This is a genomic window from Knoellia flava TL1, from assembly GCF_000768675.1.
Classification (GTDB): domain Bacteria; phylum Actinomycetota; class Actinomycetes; order Actinomycetales; family Dermatophilaceae; genus Knoellia; species Knoellia flava.
Genome location: NZ_AVPI01000005.1, coordinates 1 through 22227, shown reverse-complemented (window position 1 = coordinate 22227; position 22227 = coordinate 1). Strand labels below are relative to the sequence as shown.

The 22227-nt window shown below is 72.8% G+C and carries 21 protein-coding genes; 8 read left to right on the top strand and 13 right to left on the bottom strand.

The features are described from left to right. Positions 1-137: 137 nt before the first annotated feature. Positions 138-281 carry a hypothetical protein gene (locus N798_RS18005; protein ID WP_229708410.1) on the top strand — a complete coding sequence of 48 codons (144 nt, stop codon included), beginning with the start codon at positions 138-140 and terminating at the stop codon, positions 279-281. A gap of 13 nt (positions 282-294) precedes the next feature. Then, complete coding sequence (locus N798_RS03120; protein WP_308738188.1) at positions 295-741, top strand: nucleoside deaminase; 447 nt, start codon at positions 295-297, stop codon at positions 739-741. Between the two features lie 107 nt (positions 742-848). Here the strand turns inward: N798_RS03120 and N798_RS03115 are convergent, their stop codons facing one another. Further along, entirely contained in the window at positions 849-2066 is a 1218-nt protein-coding gene (locus N798_RS03115; protein WP_035946219.1) for an ATP-binding protein, read from the bottom strand. A gap of 82 nt (positions 2067-2148) precedes the next feature. Beyond that, positions 2149-3621: a hypothetical protein gene (locus tag N798_RS03110; RefSeq protein WP_035946218.1), complete on the bottom strand. Its 1473-nt coding sequence runs from the start codon at positions 3619-3621 to the stop codon at positions 2149-2151. A gap of 406 nt (positions 3622-4027) precedes the next feature. Between N798_RS03110 and N798_RS17185 the strand changes: the two genes are divergently transcribed. Next, positions 4028-4828 (top strand): hypothetical protein, encoded by an 801-nt coding sequence (locus N798_RS17185; protein WP_156971587.1) that lies wholly within the window; start codon positions 4028-4030, stop codon positions 4826-4828. Positions 4829-4852: 24 nt separating this feature from the next. Here N798_RS17185 and N798_RS03100 read toward each other — a convergent pair whose 3' ends face one another. The 6 genes from N798_RS03100 to N798_RS03075 form a co-directional block, all read right to left on the bottom strand. Then, complete coding sequence (locus N798_RS03100) at positions 4853-5191, bottom strand: rhodanese-like domain-containing protein (RefSeq protein ID WP_035946217.1); 339 nt, start codon at positions 5189-5191, stop codon at positions 4853-4855. Between the two features lie 152 nt (positions 5192-5343). After that, entirely contained in the window at positions 5344-7017 is a 1674-nt protein-coding gene (locus N798_RS03095) for an alkaline phosphatase D family protein (RefSeq protein ID WP_035946216.1), read from the bottom strand. Positions 7018-7126: 109 nt separating this feature from the next. Continuing rightward, the gene (locus N798_RS17675; protein WP_035946215.1) at positions 7127-8092 is read right to left on the bottom strand and encodes a DUF2510 domain-containing protein; all 966 of its coding nucleotides are present in this window, start codon (positions 8090-8092) and stop codon (positions 7127-7129) included. A 168-nt stretch (positions 8093-8260) separates the two neighbouring features. Next, the gene (locus N798_RS03085; protein ID WP_035946214.1) at positions 8261-9121 is read right to left on the bottom strand and encodes an Fpg/Nei family DNA glycosylase; all 861 of its coding nucleotides are present in this window, start codon (positions 9119-9121) and stop codon (positions 8261-8263) included. 4 nt (positions 9122-9125) lie between these two features. Continuing rightward, the gene (locus N798_RS03080) at positions 9126-10244 is read right to left on the bottom strand and encodes an App1 family protein (RefSeq protein ID WP_035946213.1); all 1119 of its coding nucleotides are present in this window, start codon (positions 10242-10244) and stop codon (positions 9126-9128) included. A gap of 95 nt (positions 10245-10339) precedes the next feature. Beyond that, positions 10340-11092 carry a GAF and ANTAR domain-containing protein gene (locus tag N798_RS03075; RefSeq protein ID WP_052116854.1) on the bottom strand — a complete coding sequence of 251 codons (753 nt, stop codon included), beginning with the start codon at positions 11090-11092 and terminating at the stop codon, positions 10340-10342. Positions 11093-11209: 117 nt separating this feature from the next. On the opposite strand from N798_RS03075, the gene N798_RS17175 reads away from it, so the two are divergent. After that, complete coding sequence (locus N798_RS17175; protein ID WP_052116853.1) at positions 11210-12373, top strand: hypothetical protein; 1164 nt, start codon at positions 11210-11212, stop codon at positions 12371-12373. Here the strand turns inward: N798_RS17175 and N798_RS03065 are convergent. Both N798_RS03065 and N798_RS03060 read right to left on the bottom strand, forming a co-directional pair. Then, on the bottom strand, positions 12347-13150 hold the full coding sequence (locus N798_RS03065; protein ID WP_188450389.1) for a VOC family protein: 804 nt from the start codon (positions 13148-13150) through the stop codon (positions 12347-12349). The genes N798_RS17175 and N798_RS03065 overlap by 27 nt on opposite strands. Positions 13151-13187: 37 nt before the next feature. Then, on the bottom strand, positions 13188-13556 hold the full coding sequence (locus tag N798_RS03060) for a DUF5655 domain-containing protein (RefSeq protein ID WP_035946212.1): 369 nt from the start codon (positions 13554-13556) through the stop codon (positions 13188-13190). Positions 13557-13691: 135 nt separating this feature from the next. Here N798_RS03060 and N798_RS03055 point away from each other — a divergent pair, with 135 nt between their 5' ends. The 4 genes from N798_RS03055 to N798_RS03040 all read left to right on the top strand — a co-directional run bounded on the left by N798_RS03055 (position 13692) and on the right by N798_RS03040 (position 18576). Further along, positions 13692-15725 carry a PhoX family protein gene (locus N798_RS03055; RefSeq protein ID WP_035946210.1) on the top strand — a complete coding sequence of 678 codons (2034 nt, stop codon included), beginning with the start codon at positions 13692-13694 and terminating at the stop codon, positions 15723-15725. Positions 15726-15857: 132 nt separating this feature from the next. Then, positions 15858-16277, top strand: coding sequence for a VOC family protein (locus N798_RS03050; protein WP_035946208.1), 420 nt, complete (start codon positions 15858-15860; stop codon positions 16275-16277). Between the two features lie 23 nt (positions 16278-16300). After that, positions 16301-17848, top strand: a complete 1548-nt coding sequence (locus tag N798_RS03045; RefSeq protein WP_035946206.1) for an ATP-dependent DNA ligase — start codon at positions 16301-16303, stop codon at positions 17846-17848. A gap of 110 nt (positions 17849-17958) precedes the next feature. Next, a complete protein-coding gene (locus N798_RS03040) occupies positions 17959-18576 on the top strand; it encodes an alpha/beta hydrolase (RefSeq protein WP_229708412.1) in 618 nt (205 codons plus the stop codon). Between the two features lie 109 nt (positions 18577-18685). On the opposite strand, the gene N798_RS03035 is transcribed toward N798_RS03040, so the two are convergent. From N798_RS03035 to N798_RS03025, 3 genes are all read right to left on the bottom strand, one after another. Next, positions 18686-19630: an N-acetylglucosamine-6-phosphate deacetylase gene (locus N798_RS03035; protein ID WP_035946202.1), complete on the bottom strand. Its 945-nt coding sequence runs from the start codon at positions 19628-19630 to the stop codon at positions 18686-18688. 76 nt (positions 19631-19706) lie between these two features. After that, entirely contained in the window at positions 19707-19967 is a 261-nt protein-coding gene (locus tag N798_RS03030) for a hypothetical protein (protein ID WP_035946199.1), read from the bottom strand. A gap of 121 nt (positions 19968-20088) precedes the next feature. Continuing rightward, positions 20089-22227, bottom strand: a 2139-nt coding sequence (locus N798_RS03025) for an outer membrane protein assembly factor BamB family protein (RefSeq protein WP_035946197.1), incomplete at its 5' end; no start/stop codon positions are given.

Genomic DNA, 22227 nt, shown 5'->3' with positions numbered 1-22227 from the left:
CCTTCGTCGGCGCTACCTCAGCCTGGGGTTGGGAGAGCTCGCCGCCGTCGCAGTGTTCGTCGCAGTTGCCCTGGTGTCCCTTGAGCCGCGGCTGGAGGGCACCGAGTCCCGCGCTGTGGTCGGTGTTGCTGCCGCTGGTGACGTTCCTCGTCCCGTTCATCGCCACGCTCATCGCGTGGGCGCTGCTGTCCGAGGTGCCTCCGCCCCTGACCTTCGTCGGCGGCGTGCTCGCCATCGTCGGCGTCCTGCTCACTCGCCGCCGCCCGCGGGCCCGGCTCTGACACGATCTCCCACATGGCCCTCGATGCAACGGACCTCAGCCACCTGCGCCGCTGCGTCGAGCTCGCCCGCGAGGCCCTCGACGACGGGGACGAGCCGTTCGGCTCGGTGCTCGTCGACGGCGAGGGGCGGGTGCTGCGCGAGGACCGCAACCGCACCAAGGACGGCGACCAGACGCGCCACCCGGAGTTCGAGCTCGCGCGGTGGGCCGCGACCCACACCGACCCGGCGGACCGGTCCGGCTGCACGGTCTACACCTCGGGCGAGCACTGCGCGATGTGCTCGGCCGCCCACGCCTGGTCGGTCTCGGACGCATCGCGTATGCCGTCTCCACCGACCAACTCGTCGGCTGGCTCCGCGAGTGGCGCGTCGGGCCGTCGCCCGTCCTCCCCCTGTCGGTCGAGCAGGTCGCTCCCGGTGTGCGGGTCGACGGCCCGGCACCCGAGCTCGAGGCCGAGGTGAGGGCACTCCACGCCCGGCTGCACGGCATACACGAGCCTGACGGCAACGCCTGACCTGCCCGGCACGCACAGTGCCGGGCAGGGGCCGAGCAGAGGCCGTGCCTGTGCTCAGGCGGTCTGCTCCCGGAGGTAGCGGCCGAAGTGCGGCACGGTGAACGCGATCCGCCCGCGCTCGCCCGAGTAGATGAGGCCCTTCTTGAGCAGGGCGTCGCGCGCGGGCGAGAGCGACTGAGGCCTGCGGCCGAGGTGCGAGGCGACGTCCGCTGTCGGCACCGACTCGATGTCGTCGAGCTCCTCGACCCCGCCCTCGGCGATCGCGACCGCGACGTCGGCCATCGCCCGGAGGTACTCGCGCTCACCCGGCGTCGCCCGCTCGAAGCGCGACCCGAAGAAGCCGACGGCGAGCTCGGCCTCGGCCTCCGGGGCCGCCACCCGCACGTCATCGGCCGTCACCGGCGACTGCGGCGCCCGGTCCCACGCAGCCTTGCCATAGGCCTGGATGAAGTAGGGATAGCCGCCCGTCGCGGCATACATCGCGTCGAGGGCTGCGGATTCGTAGGCCGCTCCCTCCTCCTCCGCCGGCACGACGAGCGCCGCGTCGGCCGCCGCGCGCGGGAGCCGGTCGATGCGTGAGTAGCGAAACAGCCTCTCGGAGTATGACTTCGACGCCGACAGGACCGCCGGCAGGTGCGGCAGGCCGGCACCGACGACAATGACCGGCAGGCCCGACTGCGAGATCTCGTGGCAGGCGGCGCAGAGCGCCGAGACGTCGTCAGGGCCGAGGTCCTGCATCTCGTCGATGAAGACCGCGATCCCGCGACCGGTGTCGGAGGCGAGCCCGCCGACGTCGGTGAGCAGCTCGACGAGGTCGATCTCGATGTCGCCCGAGTCGGCGCGTCCGGACGCCGCGGGTGCGTCGATCCCGGGGTTCCACTTCTCGCGCAGCTTGGTCCCCGAGGGCGCGTCGCGCTGGGCGAAGGCCTTGATGACGCCGAGGACGTGCTGCACCTCCTCGTCGCTGGGGTGTCCGAGCTCGCGGACCGCCTGGTGCAGGGCCGACGACAGCGGCCGCCGCAGTGACTGGTCGGGTCGTGCCTCGAGCTTGCCCGTGCCCCACTTGGCGCGAACAGCCGCCGACCGCAGCGCGTTGAGCAGCACCGTCTTGCCCACGCCGCGGAGCCCGGTGAGCACGATCGAGCGCTCTGGCCGCCCCCGGCGCACGCGCTCGAGCACGACCTCGAAGGCGTCGAGCTGCTCGTCGCGACCGGCGAGCTCGGGCGGGCGCTGGCCCGCGCCCGGGGCGTAGGGGTTACGGATCGGGTCCACGATGGCACCGTATCCGCATGTCTAGGGCGGACGGCATACATCCGAATAACGCCGTATGCCGTGTCGCACCGGCCTGCGCTGCTCAGCCGTCCGCGCCGCTCAGGCGGTCGAGGACGTCACGCCGCATCTCACGCATCATGTCGTCGTCGACGCGCACGACCGGACTCAACGTCGGCCAGAACGTCCCGTCGATGCGGAGGTGGACCGCGCCTCCCTCCCGAAGGTCTCCGCGCACGCCGCAGCGCCCCCTCGTGGGCGGGTGACCCGGCTCGTCGAGCAGGACCATCCAGTGAGGAGTGCGGCCGAGGAGGAGCAACGCGTACCACTCGTCGCCGATGTCCCGAATGAGGCGGTAGTCCCACTCGGACGTCACCGGACCGACAGCGGCTCGACGTACGGCGAGCAAGGTCGTGAGTGCGCGCCAGACCGCCCAGGCGAGGGCTGCCACCGCACCCGCGCCCAACCCGGCCCGGAGCGCGCCCGGAAGACCGTCGACGAGCCACGCCGCCCCCGCCAGGACCGCCACCGGCCACCAGCGGGCGCTCCCCAACGCCATGAGGAGAGGGGCGTGCGCCGGTTGCACCGGGGCCGTGCCCGTGCCGGACGACTGCCACCCCTCACGGACGGCCAGCGCATCGAGGAGCTCGGGGAGGTCGGCGTCCCGCGCCACGTCGACGGGAGGGGCGACGGTGACCTCCGCGGCAGCGATCGGTGCGAGGCGCACGGCCGGTCGCCGCAGCCGGGTCGCTGCGGCGACGAGAACGACGGTTCCGGCAAGCAGGGTCGCGCCACCGGTCAGGAGCGTCAGCCCCTCGTAGGTGCCCTCCTGGTCGAGGGCCGCACCCTCGAGCGGACTCGCCAGGGCCTTGATCCGGACCGTGTCGCCGACGGCGGGATAGGGCTCGTAGCAGTCGATCTCGGCGTAGTTCGGCTCGGCGTCAGGCCCGCCGGCCGCTGGCCATCGGACGGCGCAGTCGGTGTAGCCGTCCTCGGGGTGGTCGACGAGGCGAACGACGGTCGCCTCGACGTCGTCACCCATCGCCCAGAGGGTCTGGAAGCCCGTGAACGCCAGGAGAGCGAGCACGACGATCACGAGGGGGGTCGTCGGGACCGCCGCGCGGATCCTCTGCCAGCGCCCGGCCGGTCTGGGGTGACCCTCGAGCTGGGCGTCGAGGGCGGGGCTCCACTCGTCCACTGCTCCGACGAGGTGGCGTCCACCCGCTGCGTCGACGAACCCCCGCTGCTCCGCGAACTCGAACAGCTCGTCGTTGACGCCGATGCGCCGCTGGCCGGTGCTGCGGAACGCGGACCGGGACACCCGCAGGTGGGTGCCCGGTCCGACGACGACGACGTCGTCACCGTCGACGAACGCGCGGCCCCGGTGCTGGCCCTCGCCGGACCCCACGAGGACGGGCACGAGAACCGGCCGGCCGGCTCGCGCCCGGGCGACGCCACGCGCGGCCGAGCGCTCCCCATTGGCGGCCAGGGCCACCCCGACCACGGCGCCGAGCGCGAGCATGCCGAGGAGCAGGAAGACGATGTCGAGCGGAATCACGCACGCACCCTAGGGAGCACCTCCACCGTTCGCGGACAGGTCCGCCGCTGCGATGCCAACTCGTGACCGTCTCCCTGCGACGTGCCGCGGGTGGGGTGCCGCGCCCCCAGGCACGCGGCACCCCACCCTGCAGCCCCGAGCATCCGGGCAGCGCTGCGAAACCACTGCGAAACCGCTGCGGACGGTGCCGCCCACGGGAGCCGTGTGATTCCCGGTCAGGGCCTGTGCCCGGGAACCGCGCGGCGCACGAGCACGTCGAAGGCGCATGGGACGACCGCGAACAGGTGTGAGGACACGGGCGCCGTCACCGGGAGTGACGGGCGCGCTCGCTGCCGTCGCCGTCCTCGCCCTCGTCACCGCGTGCGGGTCATCGACGGCCGGCTCGAAGGGCGGAGCACCCCCGCACGTGGCATCACCTCCCGCGTCGTCGACGACCGGCGCCGTCGTCGACCCGGCCGGTGAGCTGGTCGCCCACGGACTCCTCATGCAGGACTCCCCCGCGAGCCCGGTCGAGCTGTGCCTCGGGGGCGTCGCGGAGTCCTACCCACCCCAGTGCGGAGGCCCTCGGATCGTCGGCGACGTCGACTGGGAGCCGCTCCGGCCGCAGCGGGCGAGCGGCGTGACCTGGACCGAGGGCGAGGTGTGGGTCGTCGGCCGCTATGCACCCGGCGGCGACAGCGGCAGCGTCACGCTGACCCGCCCGATCGCGCTCACCCCGCCCGAGGGCGTGACCGTCCCGTCGCCCGAGCCGCTCGCCTTCCCGCAGCTGTGCGACGACCCGTATGCCGGCGGCGGCCGTCGCGGTGCCGGCTCACCCGAGCAGCTCGCGCTCGTGAGTGAGCGGATGGCGGCGCTCGACGGGTACGTCGGCTCGTGGGTGTCGGACGGGTCGTCGCTGTTCAACGTGCTCGTCACCGGCGACGCCGTCGCGGCCCGCGACGAGCTGCGGTCGGTGTGGCCGGGAGGGCTGTGCGTCGAGCAGCGTGACCTGGCCACCGAGGCCGACGTGCGCGCCGCACAGGAGGCCCTGTCGGCAGAGGTGCCAGGCCTGCTCGGCAGCGCCGGCGACTCCGTGCAGGGTCGGCTCGACGTGCACGTCATGGTCCTCGACGCCGCGACGCGCGAGCGCATCCTCGACACGGTCCGCCCGTGGCTGCGCGAGCGGGACGTGCGGATGACGAGCGCTTTCGCGCCGCTTCCCGGCTGAGCTCCGCAGAGAGGTCCGGGGAGGTCAGGGGACCTGCGGCTCGCTGCCGTCGGCAGTCACCATCGGCTTGCCCGCCGCATGCCACCCGCGCATGCCACCCTCGAGGTTTGCGACCTCGTAGCCCTGCTGCTCGAGCCATGGCAGCGTTCGCGCCACCCGGCCGCCACTGCGGCAGGTGACGACGACGGTCTCGTCGCGCTCGAGGAAGGGGGCGAGCTCGTCGACGCGGGCGGGCAGCTCACTCATCGGGATGTGCACGGCGCCCGGGGCGTGCCCCCGGTCCCACTCGTCCTGCTCGCGGATGTCGAGGACGACGGCGTCGTCGGCGAGGTCGGTCGGCTGCACCTGGGGGAACTGGCTCATGACCTCGACGCTACGCGATGAGGCGCACCCGCTTACGTCCGGCAACCTGACGGCATACCCACCACAGTGCCGGACACAAGGGAGCAGTGCCCGCTTGCGTCCGGCAACCTGACGGCATACCCACCACAGTGCCGGACGCAAGAAGGGTGAGCTCAGCCGGCGTGGGTCTCGGCCGCGATGGTGTCGGCGATCTTCTGCGCGTCCGTGCGGCTGGATCGCAGCTCGCGCTGCGGCGCCGCCTGCTCCTGCTGAAGGCCGCGCACGCCGTCCTCGATGACGAATGTCGCGCGGGTGAACGCCTCCGCGCCCGGCGTCGTCACGAACGGCACGCACCGGAAACGTGCGGTCAGCTCGGTCGGCGTGATCGTCGTCGAGACGTAGCCGCGCAGGTTGGTCCAGAAGCGGAGGTTGGGGTTCCACGCAGCCCAGGGGTGGGTGCCATCGGCCTCGTCGTAGCCGTTGCCGCCGGACGTGATCGAGGACGTGACGAGCTCGGAGCCGACCGGCTTCGTGCTGCCGACCGCGTCGTAGTCGAGGTAGAGGTCGCCGGCCCAGTGGGCGTGGACGTCGCCGGTGAGCACGACCGGGTTGCGCACGCCGGCGTCGACCCAGCCCTGGGTGACCCGCTGCCGTGACGGGCGGTAGCCGTCCCATGAGTCCATGGAGACTGTCGTCGCAGCGCTCGGGTCGTTGTCGCGACGGCCGAAGAAGACCTGCTGGCCGAGGATGTCCCACCGCTGCCGCGAGTCGCGGAACCCGTCGAGCAGCCACCGCTCCTGGTCGAGCCCGGGCAGCGAACGCGACGGGTCGTCGGCGGCGGGGCAGTCCTTGTAGCCGTCGTTGCACGCCTGGTCGCTGCGGTACTGGCGCGTGTCGAGCATGTGCAGCGTCGCGAGGTCGCCCCACGTGCTGCGGCGGTAGAGGTCGAGGTCGGGTCCGGCGGGCACCGACCGCCGTCGCAGCGGCATGTTCTCGTAGTAGGCGCGGTAGGCCGCGGCCCGCCGGTCGAGGAAGCCCGGACGCTCCACCGCACGGTCGGCGATGTCGTCGGCGTAGTTGTTGTCGACCTCGTGGTCGTCCCACACGACGAGCCACGGTGCGGCGGCGTGCGCGGCCTGGAGGTCGACGTCGGTCTTGTACTGCGCGTGCCGCTGCCGGTAGCCAGCGAGCGTCGTCGTCTCCGGTCCCGCGTGCGTGCGGCCGACGCCGGGGCCCGCCCCTTCGTACTGGTAGTCGCCGAGGTGGAGGACGACGTCGGGCCGCTCCGCGGCCAGGGCGGCGTATGCCGTGAAGAGACCCGCGGGGTAGTTCGAGCACGACGCGAAGGCCATGTGCAGCGACGACGGCGAGGAGCCCGGCGCCGGCGTCGTGAGTGCGCGCCCCGAACGCGACAGGTGCGGGCCGAGGCGGAAGCGGTAGAAGTACTCGCGGCCCGGCTGGAGCCCGGCGACCTCGACGTGCACCGAGTGCGCCCACGCGGGGTCGGCCGCGGTCGACCCGGCCCGGACGACGTCCTCGAACCGCTCGTCGGTCGCGACCTGCCAGTTGACGCGGAAGGTCGAGGACGGCATACCTCCGCGACCGTCGGCGGCGAGCGGTTCGACGGCGAGGCGGGTCCAGATGACGAAGCCGTCGGGCTCCGGGTCGCCGCTCGCGACACCGAGGGTGAACGGGTCGGAGCGCGGGATCACGGCGGCTGCCGTGGGACGGGCGTCGGCACGCGGAGCGGCCCCGGCGGCCGTCGCGCCCGTGACGAGAGCGGCCGAGCCGACGGCGAGGCCGGTGCGGAGGGCGGTGCGGCGGCTGGTCTGCGTTGGGTTCCCCATGGCCGCAACCCTTGCGGCACAGCACGACCGGCGGACGGCGCGCAGGAGTCCGCGGGGTGAACCGTGCGTCAGCAGCCGGTCAGGAAGGAAGATCCGAGGAGATGAGCCGTCAGTCAGCAGAGCCGATGACCTTGATGATGTTTACCTCGAAGACGGGGACGGTGAGTGTGGCGCCCATGGTCGTCTCGTAGGACTCGACGCCCGAGACGACCACGTGCATCTTCACGATGTCGCCGTTCACGACCTCGCTCAAGTTGGCTGCGCCGGCATCGACCATCGAGTTTTCGCCGCCGGTCCAGAAACCGTAGGACCGGATGTCCTTATGCGCGACGTCAGCCCGGAAACGCTCACCCCCGGTGATGGAGTCGAATTGGGTGACCTCGGCATAGAGGACGTACTTCTGCCCGACATACGACTCCGGGTTGCGCACGACCTTGGCGAGAGCTCGCTTGTCGATGGCCTTGTAGGTCTTGGGGTTGACAAGGGCGGCTCGAGCCTTCGCCTGGGCGGCCGCCACAGCGGCGGCCGCCTTGGCCTCTGCGGCCTTCTTCTTGGCGGTATCGCACTCCGCACCCAGGTACGTCTGAACGTGAATGGTGGCGAACTTGGGTTCTTCGTGAGTGGCGAGCCCACCCATGAGTGCTTGAGTTTCGGCTGGCGTCGGCGCGCACACATTCTTCGGCTGGGGCGCCGAAGCGAGAACGGAGAGCGCGGAGGATGCACTGATGGCGGTCGGAGTCGGTGCGGGTGCCGGTGCGCTGGTCTTCGCCTTGGCCGTGGGCTTGGTGCTGCTCGTGGAGCTCGATGATGCCTCGGCCTTATCCGGAGAATCCTTCCCAGCAACAGCTCCGATGAGTCCGATGAAGAGAACTGCCGCAGCGCCGCCCGCCAGCGCGGCCTTCGCCTTCAGAGACAAACCCTCTTTGACGGGACGGCCAGCCGCCTCCGGCACGTGAGTGGCTCGCGTCAGTACGGCCGGCGGCTCTTCGTAGTGGTCGGTCCAGGCCTGTCCATTCCAGTACCTGCGACGGCTGTCTCCCTCGACTGGATACCAGCCGGGCGCGGCGTTGGTCATGGTGCTCCCCTCGGTTCCGCGGTCCTGCCGGTGGTTTCAGCCAAGGTTCCGCACTGTGGTCCGGGCCAGACTGGGTCGATGCGACCGCGCTCGCAGGCACTCTGAGAAACCCGGGAACTTCGCAACCGCAACGCCAAATCTCCTCGCGCAGCTGCGAGCCAGCCTCGGCTACTTGAGGAACTTGCTCGTGCGGCGGTCGGCGAGCGGCTTGCCACCGGTCTGGCAGGTCGCGCAGTACTGCAGGGACGAGTCCGCGAACGACACCTCGCGCACGGTGTCGCCGCACTCGGGGCACACCTCGCCCGTCCTTCCGTGCACCCTCATCCCGGCGCGCTTGGCGTCCTTGAGCTCGGCCGCCGGCTTGCCCGACGCCGCGAGGACCGCAGCCGACAGCGTCTCGCGCAACGCGGCATACAGTCGTTCGGTCTGGTCGTCGTCGAGCTTGGACGCGATGGCGAAGGGCGAGAGCTTGGCGACGTGGAGGATCTCGTCGGAGTAGGCGTTGCCGACGCCGGCGAGGATGTGCTGGTCGCGCAGGACGCCCTTGACCTGGGCGTTGCGGCTGCCGAGGATCGCGCGGAAGTCGCTGAGCGAGAACGACTCCGCGAGGGGATCGGGGCCGAGCGCCGCGATGCCGGGCACCTCCTCCGGCGAGGAGACGATGTATGCCGCGAGCGACTTCTTCGTTCCGGCCTCGGTGAGGTCGAAGCCGGACCCGTCGGAGAGCCGGACCCGCAGGGCGATCGGCGACTTGCCCGGCCGCAGCCGGGTCGCGGAGAGCGCGTCGGACCAGCGCAGCCAGCCGGCACGGGCGAGGTGGAAGACGAGGTGCGTCCCACCGCAGTCGAGGTCGAGGAACTTGCCATGCCGCGACACGGAGTCGACCGGCGCGCCGACGAGCGCCTCCGGCGGCGGGTTGAACGTCTTGAGCACGGAGATCGACCCCAGCTCGACGCCGGTCACGGCCAGGTCGGCCGTGCGCGACGCGAGGAAGTCGACGAGGGCCTGGACCTCGGGCAGCTCGGGCATGGCTTCACACTCCCCACATGTCGGAGGCCTCGAGCGCTCGCGCCCCGGCCTCGGGATCGACGACGTCGCCGTCGACGATGGGTGCGACGAGCCGCGACAGCGCATAGCCGTCGGGGGCCCGCACGACGGGCGCCGCGAGGTCCTCGGTGGGTGCCGGCGCGAGGTCGTCGTTGGCGACCGGGATGCCGTGCGAGAGAACCTGTTCGCCCACGCTCAGCTGGCGGATCGCGATGGCGCGCACCGACTCAGGGCGCCGCGCGGCGAACTCGGTGTAGATCTTGGGGTCGTTCTGGCCGTCGTCACCGACGAGCAGCCACTGCACGTGCGGCAGCTCGCGAGCGAGGCGTGCGAGGGCGGACCGCTTGTGGTCCTGGCCCGACCGGAACCAGCCGGTGTGCGTCGGGCCCCAGTCGGTGAGCAGCATCGGGCCCGGTGGGTAGCCGTTGCGCCGGAGGAAGCGGGTCAGCGAGGGGGCGGTGTTCCACGCCCCGGTCGAGAGGTAGATGACGGGCATGCCCGGGTGGGAGGCCATGAGCTCCCGATAGAACGTCGCCATGCCGGGCACGGGGCTTCGGGTGCCCTCGGCCTTGACGAACGTGTTCCACGCGGCGATGACGGGCCGGGGCAGCGAGGTCGAGAGGACCGTGTCGTCGATGTCGCTGACGAGCCCGAACGTCTGGCGGGTGCCGATGATGAGCACCGAGGCGGTGCGCGGGCGCGCGAGCGGCGACTCGATCTCGACCTGGTGCCAGCCCGGCCCGAGCCCGTGACCGTGGACGACGATGTCGACGAGGCCCGAGCGGTCGGTGCGGCCGTCGATGACCCGGTCGCCGATCCGGATCGTCACGGGCACGTCGATGGCCGGTGAGGTGACGAACGCCCGCCAGCCACGCGTCTCCTCGTCGGCCGACCTCAGCGACTGCACGCTGCCGGCGGCATCACCGGAGACCGGGCGCATCGGGTCGCGCGACATGAGCACGCGCGCGAGGACCCGGACGAAGCCGAAGCTGCCGTAGCCGGTGTGCGGCACGATCTTGGTCCCCCAGCCGCGCCCGCGCAGGGTGTCGCTCTTGCGCCGGTTCCACGCATCCTCCATGAGCGCGGCGAGGTGCGGGCGAGCCATGCACCGACTCTAGTGCGCGGTCGGACACCGGCGGTGGCGACGGTCCTGATGCCGCAGCTCCTCGGCCGCCCAGCGTGGTGACCAGCGGCGGCGGCTCAGCCCGTGCTCTCCCCCTCGCCGCGGCTGCGGACCCCCGCGACGACCTGCTCCGAGAGCGTCTTGACCCGGACGTTGCGCGTCTGGGACGTCGCGCGCAGCCAGTCGAATGCCTCGTGCTCGTCGATGCCACGCAGGGCCATGAGGACGCCCTTGGCCTGCTCGATGACCGCCCGGCTGGCCATCGCCTGCTCGAGCTGACCCGCCAGCCTCCGGGCGCCGTCGAGCTCGGTGACCGCGACGATCGCGTCGGCGGCGCGGGCGGCCGCCACCCGCGCGACCGAGGCCTCGAAGTCGTCGAACGCGTGAGGGGTCTGGCTGTAGAGGTTGAGCGCGCCGACGCACTCCGCACCACTGAGCAGCGGCAGCGCCATGAGCGACTGGATCCCGTCGCGCCGCACGGCCTCGGCGAAGTGCGGCCAGCGCAGCGTCGCGTCGCCCCGGTCGCCGCCGGCACCGATCGTCGCGACGACCTCCGTCCGCTCGCGCGCCGCCTCGAGGCAGGGCCCCTCGTCGAGCTGGTACTGCACGGCGTCGACCTCGAGCGTCGTCACGGTCGTGTAGGCCGCGGTGCTCGGACGACCGTCGACGAGCATGGTCACGCCGACCTCGTCGCAGCCCGTGACGTGGCGGCGGACCGCGTGGACGACCCGCGTGAGGTAGTCGTGCAGCTCGTCCACCGACGAGAGCACGCCGGAGACCTCGGCGAGCAGGTCCTCGTGCGGGTGCGTGCCCGTGCGCGTGTCGGTCATGGTTCCTCCATCCGTGCGTTCCCGGGTCAGTATGACCCGGCGTGCGCCCTTGCCGACAGGGTCCGGACGATCGCCCGAGCGCCTCCGTGCCCCGACTGCACCTGCGAGGATGCGGGCGTGAGCGACGACCTCGTCATCGACGCCTTCGGCGTCCGGTGGGCGCTGCGCCTCGACGGCGCCGACCCCGACGTGGCCACGCGCCTCACCGAGCTGTGGCAGGGCGCCCGCAGCCGCGGCCCCGACGTCCGCACCGTCGACCCCGACGGCTCCTCCGACATCGAGATCTTCCACGTCGGAGACGTCCCACGCGGCTCGGCAGGCCACCGCCTCTCCGGGAGCGAGCCTCCCGCGACGATCCCGTATGCCGTCTCGCGCGCCCTCACGCTCGCCTCTATCGGCCGCCGTCGTGGCTCGGCCCTCATGCTCCACGCCGCAGGGCTCAGCCTCGGTCCACGCGCGGTGGCCCTCGTCGGCCCGTCAGGGACGGGCAAGTCGACCGCGTCGCGCGAGCTCGGCCGCCACTTCGGCTACCTCTCCGACGAGACCGTCGTCCTCGAGGACGACCGCCGGGTCTCGCCCTACCGCAAGCCCATCTCGGTCGTCACAACGAACGGATCCCCCTGGGACAAGGCCGAGTTCAGCCCGGCCGAGCTCGGTCTGCGCGAGGCCGACACGGCATACCTCGAGGCGCTCGTGATCCTGGAACGCGACCCGGCACGCGAGGTCCCGGAGCTCACCACCCTCCCGCTCATCGACGCGCTCGTCGCTGTCATCCCCGAGAGCTCGTCGCTGCCGATGGTCGAGCGCCCGCTCCAGCGCCTCGCCGAGGCCGCGAGCCGCTCGGGCGGGCCGTATGTGCTGCGCTACAGCGAGATCGGCGACTGCGTCGACCTCGTCGCCGACCTCCTCGCCCCCGACGGCGCATGGACGAGCGCGGCACCACGAGCACCGTGGAGCACGACACCACCGCCCGACCCGGCCCCCGCGGCGGACGTCGCGGCCGACGGCGTCGACGACCTCGTCGGCGAGCGGCTCGTGCGCCGGCCCTGGCGCGACGTCGTGCACGGCGAGGACGGCACCCTGCTGCTCATCGGCGACCGGCCCGTCCGGCTCGGCCCCGTCGGCGAGGCCATCTGGCACCGCGCGGAGCAGCCGCTCACGAGGACCGAGGCAGTCGAGGCGGTCATCGACGCGCTCGGCCCCCACCCCGACGCCACGGCGATCGTTGCCGAGGGCGTGGCCGCACTCCTCGACTCAGGCGTCCTGAGGCCCGTCCGCTGAGTCGTCCGAGGAGTCCTCGGAGCTCGCCGTGTCCTCCGGTCGAGCGTCCTCCGATCGAGCGGGCAGGAGGCACAGCTCGTTGCCCGACGGGTCGGCCATCACCTGCCAGGGCAGCTCGCCCCAGTCGTGCTCGAAGTGCGCCCCGCCGAGGTCGACGACGCGCTGGGCCGTCGCAGCCGCGTCGTCGCCCGGCTCGAGCCGGATGTCGAGGTGCACGCGGTTCTTGCGGCCGGGCTCCTTGGGTCGCGGCTCGGGACACAGCTCGAGCAGCGGGCCGCGACCGCTGGCGTGGCGCAGCGCCCCGGGCATCGCACTGTCGACCGGCACCCAGCCGGAGAGCTCGGACCAGAAGGCGAGGTCACGCTCGACGTCGGCGCTGTCGAGTGGCAGCGACGACAGCGGCCCCGACACGGCATACTCCGGCCGCGCTTCCATGACGCAGAACGGGTTGCCCTCCGGGTCGGCGAGGACCACCCACGGCACGTCGCGCTGGCCGATGTCGAGGTGCGTCGCGCCGAGGGAGAGGGCGCGCTCGACGACGGCGGCCTGCTCCTGCACCTCCCCGCCGTAGACCTCGAGGTGCAGCCGCGGGCTCGGGCGCGGCGGCTCGTCCACGAGCTCGAAGCAGAGGTCGAGCGGGGGCCCGTCGGGCACGGTGAGCCGGGTCTCGTAGGAGGCGGTCTCGTCGGTGAGGGTTGCGCACCCGAGCAGCGACTCCCAGAAGCGGCCGAGGCGCCGCGGGTCGCGGGCGTCGACGACGACGTTCTCGAGGTACATGCCTCCTGACTACCACCGGCGGCCAGCCCACGGCGTTCTATCCCGCGGCGTCGTATGCCGTCAGCAACCAGTCGCGCACGTCGTCGTCGACCTCCTCGGGCCGGCTGAGCTCGAGGTGGTGCATCCACCGACCGGGGCTCGGCTGCACGACCTCCTTCCACCGCGGTGAGGTGTCGCGCGTGGCGAGTCCGATCGACAGCACGGCGGGCACCTCGCTGCGCACGTACTGCGCTGGCCGCCACAGCCATGCGAACGCCACCCGCCGCCGGAACGCCACCTGGCTCCGCGTCACCCGGACGGTGTGCGGACCGAGCTCGTCGACCGCGGCGACCACCGCTGCGGCGACGGCCGCGCCCTCGGGGTGGCCGTCGAAGAAGTCGCCGACCGGGTCCGGATCCGGTGTCACCTCCCCAGCCTCCCACCCGTCGACGACCCGTCACCCGACGTTCACCACGACGACGGCGGGAGGGCCCCCGGCGTCCCTAGCGTCGGCACGGCTGCCCCTCGCGGCCGCTCCCGCGCCCCTGACGAAGGATCCGACGTGACGACTCCCGACCGCCTGCTCCCGCTGTTCACCCGTTCGCACGGGGGTGGCCGCAGCTCGATGACGTGCCAGTACCGCTGCGGCAACGCCTGTGACCAGGACGTGCCCAACACCTCCGACAACGCCTACTTCGGCGACCTCGTCGCCGCCGGCGTCTCGCGCCGGGCCGCGTTGCGCGCCGGGAGCGCGGGCGCCGCGCTCGTCGGCCTCACGGCGTGGAGTATGCCGTCCGCGGCCGCTGCGCCCTCGTCGCCTGCCACCGGGGCTGGGGCCGGTGCGGCAGGCGCCGGTCGTGCCGGCAGCAGCGCCCTCGGCTTCACCGGCATCGCGCCGACCCCGGCGAACGTCGACGCCGTCAAGGTGCCCGAGGGCTTCGCCTGGGCGCCGGTCATCTCGTGGGGCGACCCGCTCTTCGCCGGCACGCCGGCCTTCGACTTCGACAACCAGACGCCCGCCGCGCAGCGCGAGCAGGCGGGCTACAACTGCGACTACGTCCAGTTCATGCAGGGCGGGCCGGGCGACAACGGCGCCCACAAGGGCCTCCTCGCCTTCAACAACGAGTACACCAACGACGAGCTGATGTTCCGCGGCGTCGGCTCCTCGGCCGACCTCACCGACGAGCAGCTCGAGATCGTCCAGGCCGCCCACGGCATCACCGTCACCGAGGTGGCCCGCCGCAACGCGAACAGCCCGTGGCGCTGGGTCCAGGGCGGCGCGCGCAACCGGCGCATCCACACCGACACCCCGTTCGCCGTCGACGGGCCGGCCGCCGGGTCGGTCCACCTCCGCACGTCCGACGACCCGCGCGGCGAGCGCATCCTCGGCACGCTCAACAACTGCGCCGGTGGCGAGACGCCGTGGGGCACCTACCTCTCGGGCGAGGAGAACTTCAACCAGTACTTCAACGCCACCGGCGCCCCGGACCCGCAGGGCAGGCTCAAGCGCTACGGCATCACGTCCGGTGGGCGCGGCTGGGAGCGCATCCAGGACCGCTTCTCGGTGACGAAGGAGCCCAACGAGGTCAACCGCTTCGGCTGGATCGTCGAGGTCGACCCGCAGGACCCGACGTCGACGCCGGTCAAGCACACGGCGCTCGGGCGCTTCAAGCACGAGGGCGCGACGGTGACGCTGACCGCGGACGGCCGCGTCGCGGCATACATGGGTGACGACGAGCGGTTCGACTACATCTACAAGTTCCTCTCGAAGGGGACCTACCGCGAGGGCGACAAGCGGCACAACATGGGCCTGCTCTCCGAGGGCGACCTCTACGTCGCGCGCCTCGACGGTGACGGCGCCGCCGACGGCGAGTACGACGGCACCGGCGCGTGGATCCCTCTCGTCGTCGACGGCGTCTCGAAGGTCCCCGGCTACAGCGTCGAGGAGGTGCTGATCTGGACTCGCCTCGCCGCCGACAGAGTCGGCCCGACGAAGATGGACCGCCCCGAGGACGTCCAGCCCAACCCGGTCAACGGCCGGATCTACGCCGCGATGACGAACAACAGCGCGCGCACGCCGGCGCAGATCGACGAGGCGAACCCCCGCGCGAGCAACAAGCACGGCCACGTCACGGAGTTCACCGAGGCCGGGGGCGACCACGGCGCGCTGACCTTCACGTGGAAGATCGTGCTCGTCGCGGGCAACCCGAGCGACCCCCAGACCTACTTCAACGGCTACGACAAGAGCGAGGTCAGCCCGATCAGCTGCCCCGACAACCTCGCCTTCGACGCCGCAGGCAACCTGTGGATCTCCACCGACGGGATGCCGGGGACGCTCAACCACTGCGACGCGCTCTACGTCATGCCGCTCGAGGGTGCGGAGAAGGGGAGGCTGCAGCAGTTCCTCTCGGTGCCGGTCGGTGCCGAGACGTGCGGCCCGGTCATCCTCGGCCCGGACTCGGTCCTCGTCGCCGTGCAGCACCCGGGCGAGGTCGGCAACGCGAGCCCCGACAACGTCGTCTCGCAGTTCCCCTACCGCGGCGACGGCCAGCCCCGTCCGTCGGTGATCCACGCCTACCGCCGCCACGGCCGCTGACCGCCCCGACCCACCCCCGACTTCTTGCCCCGTTGCGACAGGCGAGCGCCAGCGAGCGTGTCGCAACGGGGCAAGAAGTCGGCAACGCAATACCGGTGACGCGTGTCGGCGCGCGGGTCTAGCGTCAGAAGCATGGCAACGACACTCAACCCCTACATCCAGTTCAAGGACAACGCGCGCGAGGCGCTCGAGTTCTACCAGGGCGTGTTCGGCGGCGACCTCAACATCTCGACCTTCGGTGACTTCGGCGACCCGGGCGAGGCCGACCCCAACGGCGTCATGCACGGCCAGCTCGAGGCCGGTGGCATGACCCTCATGGCCTCCGACACCCCGCCCGGCATGCCACGCATGGAGGGCTCCTCGATCGCGATCAGCCTCTCCGGCGACGACGCCGACGAGCTGCGCGGCTGGTGGGACAAGCTGTCGGACGGCGGCCAGGTCCAGGTGCCACTCGAGAAGCAGATGTGGGGCGACGAGTTCGGCATGTGCGCCGACCGCTTCGGCATCGGCTGGATGGTCAACATCGCCGGCGAGCAGTCCGCCACCGAGTGAGCACCCCTCCCCCCAGCGGAGGTATGCCGTTCGCCCGCCTCGTCGAGACCGCCTCGGCGCTCGCGGCGACCCGGTCGCGCACGGCCAAGACCGAGCTCCTCGGTGCGCTCCTGCGCGACCTCGCGCCCGACGAGGCCGAGGCCGCCGTCGGGCTGCTCCTCGGCCGGCTGCGCCAGGGCTCCATCGGGCTCGGCTACCGCACCGTGGCCGCCGCGCGGAAGGCGGCAGCGCCCGCGACCGAGTCCTCACTCACCGTCGGTGACGTCGATGCCGTCCTCGACGAGATCGCCGGGCTCGGCGGCGCCGGGTCAGTCGGCGCCCGCAACGACACTCTCACCGGGCTCTTCGAGCGCGCGACCGCCGACGAGCAGGAGCACCTCGCCCGGGCGATGACCGGCGAGATGCGCACCGGTGCGCTCGAGGGCGTCCTCACCGACGGGCTCGCCAAGGCCGTCGACCTGCCCCTGGCGGACGTGCGGCGCGCGGTCATGCTCAGCGGGTCGCTCGCCGGGACGGTGCGCCTCGCGCTCACCGACCCCGAGGCCGTCGCCGACGTCGGGCTCGCCGTCCTCACCCCCGTGCAGCCGATGCTCGCCTCGACCGCGTCCGATGTCGCCGCCGCGCTCGAGGTCACCGGCGAGGCGTCGGTCGAGCACAAGCTCGACGGCGCGCGGATCCAGGTGCACCGCAGCGGCGACGAGGTCAGGGTCCACACCCGCTCGCTCGCCGACATCACGTCGCGCGTGCCCGAGATCGTCGACGTCGCGCTGTCGTTGCCCGTCGAGTCGGTCATCCTCGACGGCGAGACGCTCATGCTCGACGACGACGGCGCCCCGCGCCCGTTCCAGGACACGATGAGCCGCTTCGGCACCGACGAGAGCGGCGCCGGCGAGGTCCTGGCGCGTGTGCTCGCCCCACGGTTCTTCGACGTCCTCCACCTCGACGGCGACGACCTCATCGACCGGCCGCTGCGCGAGAGGCTCGACGTCCTCGAACGGATCGCGCCGGCATACCGGATCGAGGGTGAGGTGACGACCGACCCGGCCGTCGCCGACCGCGTCTCGCGTGACGCGCTCGCGGCGGGGCACGAGGGGGTCATGGTCAAGGCCGTCGACTCGACCTACGCGGCCGGGCGGCGCGGCAAGCACTGGGTCAAGGTCAAGCCGGTGCACACCTACGACCTCGTCGTCCTCGGGGTCGAGCGCGGGTCCGGGCGCCGCAAGGGCTGGCTGTCGAACCTCCACCTCGGCGCTCGCGACCCGGAGGGCGAGTTCGGTCCGGCCGGCGGGTTCGTCATGGTGGGCAAGACCTTCAAGGGGCTCACCGACGAGCTGCTGCGGTGGCAGACCGAGACCTTCCCGGAGTTCGGCGTCGACGATGACGGCTGGGCGCTCATGATGCGGCCCGAGGTCGTCGTGGAGATCGCCATCGACGGCGTGCAGCGGAGCTCTCGCTACCCCGGTGGCGTGGCGCTGCGGTTCGCCCGGGTCAAGCGCTACCGGGTCGGCGACGACGCCAAGCCCGCCGCGGAGGCCGACACCATTTCATCGCTCCGCGCGTTGTTGCGGTGAGGAGGGCGGCCCTCACGCCGCCCGCGCCCACCTCGACCTGATCACGGGCCCCAACCCATCCCCGACCCCAGCGACTCCGAAGAGACCTCGTGCCGACCCCGACACCCCATTTGACCCGATTCGACGCCCCGGGAGCGCCCGGTGCCGTCATCCTCATGCTCCACGGCGGCAAGCCCCGCTCTCGCGACCTCGTCGGCAACCGCAGTGCCTCGTGGCAGCGGTCCGCGTGGATGGCGCGCTCCATCCAGGACCGGGCGCACGACGCCGGGACCAGCGTGTGGCTGCTCCGCTACGCCCAGCGCGGCTGGAACGGCGGGAGCGACCGCACCGACGACGCCCGCTGGGCCCTCGACGCGATCCGAGAGGCCCACGGCGACGTGCCCGTCGTCCTCCTCGGGCACTCGATGGGCGCACGAGTCGCCGTGCGCGTCGCGGACGACCCGTCGGTCGTCGGCGTCGTCGGCCTCGCCCCGTGGTGGTCCTTCGAGGACCCGGTCGACCGCCTCGCCGGACGCTCGCTCGTCGCCGCCCACGGTCGCCGCGACAGGATCACGTCGTTCGTCCACACCCGCCGCTTCGTCGAACGGGCACGGCTCGTCGCCGCCTCCGCCGAGCTCATCGACATGGGGATGCTCGGGCACTACATGCTCGGCCGCGCCGACCGCTGGAACGACGTCGCCATCGACTCCTCGCTCCGCCTCCTCGCCCCCGCCCTGCGCGGAGACTGATTGCCCCAGCACCACCAGATCCGTGTCGAAACGGGCGTGATCCGGTGGTCATGGGGCAAGAAGACGCACGCCCGGGACGGGACGGTCGAGCGGGCTGCGCGCTGGACGTTCAGGGGGAGAGGACGGACGCCGGGGTGGTCGTCGCGGCGGTGAGGACGTCGGCCTCGGGCACACCGGCCACCTCGACCGCCCACCGCACGCAGTCGGCCAGCGTCGACGTCGACCCGGCGATCGAGCCGCGGCCCGAACCGCCGTCAGCGAGTCGCGCCACCCCGCCCGCGACCTCGACGTCGAGCGTGCCGATCGTGTAGGCGCCGTCGCCCAGCCCCGTCGCCGCCATGGCGTCGGAGACGAGCGCGACCCGTTCGGGCCCGACGGTCTCGAAGACCATCCGCACGACCTCGGGCGCGACATGCACCCCGTCGGCGATGAGCTCGACGATGCAGTCACCCCGCGCCGCCGAGGCGAGCGCCGCCGCGACCGGACCGCCGGAGCGGTGGTGGAAGGCCGGCATACCGTTGAAGAGGTGGGTGACGAGCGGAGGGCGACCACACGCGTCCGCGATCTCCACGAGGGTTCGCGAGACCACGTCGGCCGACGCGTCGGTGTGACCGACCGCCGGGAGTATGCCGTGTCGCGCGAGTGCCGCGACCAGCTCACCCGAGCCGGGGCGCTCGGGCGCGAAGGTCCACTGGACCAGGGCGTCCGGGGCCCCCGCCTCGGCACAGGTGGCGACGAGCGACTCGACGAGGGAGAGGTCGGGGTTGGTGAGGACCGACGGGTCGTGGGCGCCGCGGCGCTCCTCGGAGAGGAACGGCCCCTCGAGGTGGATGCCGGCGAGCTCGCCCGAGGCGACGAGTGACGCGAGCGTGGCCACCTGGCCGACGAGGGTGTCCGGCGTGCCCGAGACGAGCGAGCCGACGAGGCGTCCGACCCCGGCCGCGCGGTGGTGGGCCGCGGCCTCGCGTGAGCCGCCGGTGTCCCGCCCGAACTCGTGCCCGAGGGCCCCGTGGCAGTGCAGGTCGACGAGCGGGTGGACGGCGGAGTCGGTCACGCCTCCACCCTAGGGCGGGACCGGTGTGCCCGAGGCGGCTCCACGGGTCCCGCCCCGGACATCTGGCCGCTCGGGCTCACTCGCCCTTGCAGCCGTCCCAGTGGGCGAGCAGGTCGCTGACGACCTGGCCCCACGGGTCCTCGCTCCACGGCTTGATCTCGGCGATGCGCAGGGCGATGGCCCGCGGGTCGCCGGTGGCCTGGGGCACGAAGACCTGACCGACACACGACGCGTGGTCGGAGGGACCGTTCGGCGCCGCCGACGCGGGCGAGGCCAGGGCGACGGCACCGGCGACGGCGAGGGCTGCGGCTGCGGTGCGGACGATGGTGGTGCGCATGTCGTGCTCCTTCTGCTCGTGGGCCGGTCACCGACGTGACCTGTGGGTCCCACCCGGGCTCCCCCGGTGGCACGACGCTCCCGGACACCGGTCGCGGACCGCTCACGGTCGGGTCACGGAGTCACGCGCACGTGGGACGCCGCTCCCTGCCGGGGTGGATGACGCTCCACTCGTCCGCGCTGAGCTCGCGCGAGACGAGGGCGCACGCGCGGTCCCGCCACACCGACGGGCTCAGCGGCAGCGTGCGGAGCCGGCCCGGGGCGTTCTCCGTCGGTCCTTCGAGCCAGGCCTCGACCGCACCGTCGCCCGCGGCCAGGAAGCCCCACGCGTTCTCCTTGGTCAGGGCCAGCCCGACGGGCTCCCACGTGCCGACGTCCCACAGTCGCAGGTCGCCGTCGGACCCCAGGCTGGCGAGCGTGTCCCCGACGACCACGAGGTCGACGACGAAGCCCGCTGCCGCCTCCCGTGGCGGGGCCAGCGGTTCCAGCGACGCTCCGTCGACGAAGCTCAGGCGCCCGTCGAGCCCCGCGACGACGAGGTCGTCACCCGCCCACGCGATGGCAGTCCCGTCACCGGCAGTCGCGGACGCGCTGCCGAGGGCCCGCCGCGCCACCACCCGGCGGGTCTCGGTGTCGACGACGACCACCTCACCGCTACGCAGCACACCGGCCCTGCGTCCGTCCGGCCCGAGCGCGACCGTCCGTCCCCGGCCCGACAGCGGGAGGTCGGGCAGGTCGAGCACCGGACCGACGACGCGTCCCGAGACGAGGTCGACCACCGCGACACCGCCCGCCCCGTTGACGACGGCCTGCCGTCCGTCGGGTGTCACGACGGCGGAGATCGCGTCCCACGGGAGGGTGACGTCGTGACGGAGAGTGCCGTCGTCCGTCTCCCAGACCACGAGGGCGCCGGAGCGCAGGTCGTCGCCTGCGGTCGCCGAGAAGCCCATGACCGAACCCACGGCGAGGTCACCGCCCGGGCTCATCGCCATCGACGAGACCTGACATCGGCACCCGGCCGGGAGGTCGAGCGCACGTGCCTTCCCCGAGCGTGCGTCGAGCAGCACCGCGGTGTTCTCGGTCACCGACGCGAACAGGGTCCCCGCACCGGTCGTCCCCGACGCGTCGGCCTGCCCGTTGTGCGGCCCTCGCTCGAGCGGGCTGCTGGCGAGGAGGCCCCGTCTCCCGGACAGGTCCCAGGCCGAGAGCAGCCCGTCGCGGCCGGGCGCCCACACGACGTCGCGGGCGGCACCGGCCACCATGACGGCCATGACCTGACCGGAGTGCGCCCCGGACAGCTCGCGCAGCAGGCGCCCGCCACGGTCCCGCTGCTGCACCGCCTGGCCTGCCGCGAGCACGAGGGTGCGGCTGTCGGCCGCCCAGTCCACCGGTCCGTCGAAGGACTCGACGGTCATCTCCTCCCCCACGGGCTGCATCGTCCGGGCGTCGCGCAGCCGGACGCGGACCATGCCCACCTGCGAGCGGTCGGCGGTGACGACGAGCGAGCCGTCGGGTGAGACCGAGAAGATCGCGAAGCCGGGAGTCGTCGCCGATCCCGGCCGGTCGGGGTCGAGGACGACGCCGACGTCCGGCTCGGCCTCATAGCTGATCCGTCCGTCGGGCCAGGCCTCGAGCTGTCCCGACGGGGACGATGCGAGCGGGCTCGCCTGCAGCGGCCGTCCCGCGGCAGAGACGGTGACGACGTGGGTCGAGGTGAGCAGGACCGCGCGCCCGCGAGCGTCCCAGACCGCCTCACCGGGCAGCGCGTCCCCCTCACTGCCCACGAGAGGTGCGAGGTCGGAGGCGTCCACGGTCCACACGTCATCGCCCGTGCGCTCGTCCCAGAGCTGGACCCGAGACCCACCCCTGTCGTCGGCCGACGAGACGAGGAAGCCCCGGGCCCCGCCGTCGACACTCCAGACGTGACCGTCCTCGGGGACGCCGCGGGTCCACCGCTCCTCACCCGTGACGGCGTCCAGGGCGACGACGCGGGGGTCGTACTCCGCCACGACGACGAGCCGCCCGTCGGCGCTGGCGTCACCGCGCAGGAAGGGCGTCTCCGCGCGTCGGAGCGACATGAGGTCAGGGGTGCGGGACAGGAGCGTGAGCAGGGCGCCGTGGGTCTGCGGGCCCGGCTCGGTGCGCACCGCCTCGACGGCCTGGAGCAGCGCGAGGTCGAGGGCGGTCTCGTTGAGGGACGCCGCCGCGAGCCGCCGCGCGTCGGCGGCCACGGCGGCAGCGGCCTGACGGTCCCGGGCGCT